2 protein-coding genes are annotated in these 3377 nt (G+C 71.8%); both read left to right on the top strand.

Going from position 1 to position 3377, the window contains the following annotated elements; all coding sequences use genetic code 11:
* A partial coding sequence (locus tag ACFIF2_RS35720; RefSeq protein WP_395577458.1) for an SDR family NAD(P)-dependent oxidoreductase occupies positions 1-2250 on the top strand: 2250 nt, incomplete at its 5' end.
* 128 nt (positions 2251-2378) lie between these two features.
* Positions 2379-3377 (top strand): beta-ketoacyl synthase N-terminal-like domain-containing protein (locus ACFIF2_RS35715; RefSeq protein WP_395577457.1); only part of this gene is annotated, 999 nt, incomplete at its 3' end.

The raw sequence follows: 3377 nt of genomic DNA, 5'->3' as shown, positions 1-3377 counted from the left end.
AGGATGCTGGCCGGCGGTCGGCGGGTCGACCTGCCCACCTACCCCTTCCAGCACCAGCCCTACTGGCTGGAAGCCTCGACGCCCACGGATCATGCCGTGACCGGCCCGGGCGACGACGAGTTCTGGGCGGCCGTGGAGCAGGGTGACGCCACCGAGTTGGCGGACCTGCTTCGGAGGTCGGCGGCGGAGCCGGGGCAGGATCTTCATACACCCGTCGCGGATCTGCTGCCGACGCTTTTAGCGTGGCGTCGGGACCGGCAGCGCAGGGCGGTGGTGGACTCCTGGCGGTACCGGATCGTATGGCGTCCGGTCGCCACGCCCTCGTACGACAGGATGGTGACGGGGCGCTGGGCTGTCGTCGTGCCCGCCGGTCACGAGGACGACCCTGTCGTCGACTGGATCTGCTCGGTGCTGCGGGGCCACGGGGCCGAGCCCGAGCGAATGGTGCTGGGCCTGAGGGAGAGCCGCTCGGCGCTGACCACCCGGCTGGCCGCGAATCCCCCCATGGGCGTGATCTCCCTGCTCGGGCTGAGCGGGGAGGTGCACCCCGACCACGAGGTGCTGCCCAGTGCCGTCGCCAGTACCGTTCTGCTCACCCAGGCCCTCTCCGACGGCGCCGTACGAGCACCGGTGTGGTCCCTGACCCGCAACGGTGTGTCCGCGACGGCGACGGACCCGGTGGCTCCCACGCACGCCGCGCAAGTGTGGGCCGTGGCCCGGGTGGCCGGTCTGGAGCACCCGGAGGCGTGGGGCGGTCTGCTCGACCTGCCGGACCGTCTCGACGACCGTGCGGCCGCCCTGTTCGTCGCCGCACTGTCCGCAGGCGATGGAGAGGACCAACTGGCTTTGCGGGAAGCCGGGTTGCTGGCACGAAGGCTGGTGCGTGCACCCGTTCCGCACGACGCGGTGGCCCCCGGCTGGCAGCCCCGCGACACAGCGCTCGTCACGGGCGGCACCGGCGGCCTCGGCGGGCAGGTCGCCCGCTGGCTGGCGACCGCGGGCGTACGGCACATCGTGCTGGTCAGCCGTCGGGGGGCGGAGGCGGACGGCGCGAACCGTCTGCGCGACGACCTCACCGCCCTCGGCGTACAGGTGACGATCGCCGCGTGCGACGTCGCGGACCGCGCCGCGCTCTCGGCGCTCCTCGACCGGGTGCAGGCGGACGGCCCGCCGATCCGTACGGTCGTGCACGCGGCCGGCTCCGGTCGCGCCGCCCGGCTGCTGGACACCGACGCCGAGGAGACCGCGGCGGTGCTGCGGGCGAAGTCGGCCGGAGCCCGGAACTTGCACGAACTCCTCGACGACGTTGACGCGTTCGTGCTGTTCTCCTCCGGAGCGGGTGTGTGGGGAAGCAGCGCCCAGGGCGCCTACGCGGCGGCCAACGCCTACCTGGACACACTGGCCGAACAGCGCAGGAGCCAGGGGCGGCCGGCGACCTCCGTCGCCTGGGGCGCCTGGGCCGGTGACGGCATGACGGCCGGCGCCGGCGAGGAATGGTGGAGCAGGCAGGGGCTGCGGTTCATGGCCCCTGAGGCCGCCCTCGACGCGCTGCACCAGGCCATCGACCGCGCCGAGAGCACGCTCGTCGTCGCCGACATCGACTGGCGGACGTTCGCTCCTCTGTTCACCTCGGCCCGCAGCCGCCCCCTCATCGCCGACATCCCTGAAGCCCGCCCCGAACCGACACCACAGGGGGCGGATCAGTCCACGCAGGGACTCGCGGCCAAGCTGGCGGCGCTGTCCGCGGACGAAGGGCGGCGGGCCCTGCTCGCCGAGGTGCGGGCGCAGGCCGCGGTGGTGCTCGGCCACCCCGGCGCGGACGCCGTACCGGTCGACCGGCCGTTCCGTGAGCTCGGATTCGACTCCCTCAGCGCGGTGAAACTGCGCAACAGGCTCGTCACTGCCACCGGGCTCGATCTTCCGGCCACCCTGGTCTTCGACCATCCCACGTCCACGGCGCTCGCCGCCTACCTGGGCGCCCGGCTCGGAATCGACGGCAACCCCGCTGGGGCCGCCCTGCTGGAAGATCTCGCGCGGCTTGAGTCCACCGTCGCCACCCTGACCGCTGCACCTCTCGCCGAGACCGTGCCAGACGCCCGGGACCGAGCGGCGTTCACCGCACGGCTGCGGGTGCTGCTGGAGCGGTGGGGCCAGGCCGATTGCGAGGACCAGGCTGCCCGAGAAGAGATCGACGACGTGAGCGACGACGACCTCTTCGACTTCATCGACGCGAAGTTCGGCCGTTCGTGACCTCGGTCGAGCACCGCGAACTCCACCTACACCACGACGACCACGTACACCCCGAGCACCACACACACCGCGAGCGCCACGTACACCCCGAAGACCACGATCACCATGTGAAAAGGACGGGCCTCTCCATGGGGGACGAGCAGAAACTCCGCACCTACCTCCGGCGCGTCACCGCCGACCTGGCCGACGTGACGGAGCGGTTGCAGCGAGCAGAGGAAAAGAACGCCGAGCCGATCGCGATCGTCGGCATGGGGTGCCGTTACCCCGGCGGGGTGCGGTCGCCTGAGGACTTCTGGAACCTGCTCGATGAAGGCGTCGACGCAGTGGCCGGCTTCCCCGAGGACCGTGGCTGGGCCCTAGAGAACCTCTACGACCCCGACCCCGACGAGCCGGGCAAGTGCTATGTCCGCGAAGGCGGGTTCCTCTACGACGCGGGCGAGTTCGACGCCGCGTTCTTTGGGATATCGCCCCGCGAGGCCCTGTCCATGGACCCGCAGCAGCGGCTGCTGCTGGAGTGCTCCTGGAGTGCCCTTGAGCGGGCCGGCATTGACCCGGGCTCGCTGCGCGGCAAGGACGTCGGCGTGTACGTCGGCGCATGGAACAGCAACTACGGCAGGGGCGGTGGGGCGGAGAGTTCCGAGGGCCACCTGCTGACCGGCAACGCCTCCAGCGTGGTTTCGGGCCGCGTGTCGTACGCGCTGGGGCTCGAAGGCCCTGCTGTCACCATCGACACCGCCTGCTCCTCCTCCCTGGTCGGCCTGCACCTCGCCGCCCAGGCCCTCAGGTCCGGCGAGTGCGGTCTTGCGCTGGCCGGCGGCGTCACCGTGATGTCCACCCCTCTGTCGCTGGTGTCCTTTTCCCGGCAGCGGGGGCTCGCACAGGACGGTCGTTCCAAGGCGTTCTCGACGGACGCCGACGGCATGGGCATGGCCGAAGGCGTCGGCGTACTGGTCCTGGAGCGCCTCTCGGAGGCACGCCGCAACGGGCACGAGGTCCTGGCCGTCCTGCGGAGCTCGGCCGTGAACCAGGACGGTGCCTCGAACGGTCTGAGCGCCCCGAACGGACCGGCGCAGCAGCGTGTCATCCAGTCCGCCCTGACCGCTGGCCGCCTCGCCCCCTCCGACATC

Source organism: Streptomyces sp. BK79 (assembly GCF_044142145.1).
Taxonomy (GTDB): Bacteria; Actinomycetota; Actinomycetes; order Streptomycetales; family Streptomycetaceae; genus Streptomyces.
This window is presented reverse-complemented; position numbering and strand designations above follow the sequence as displayed.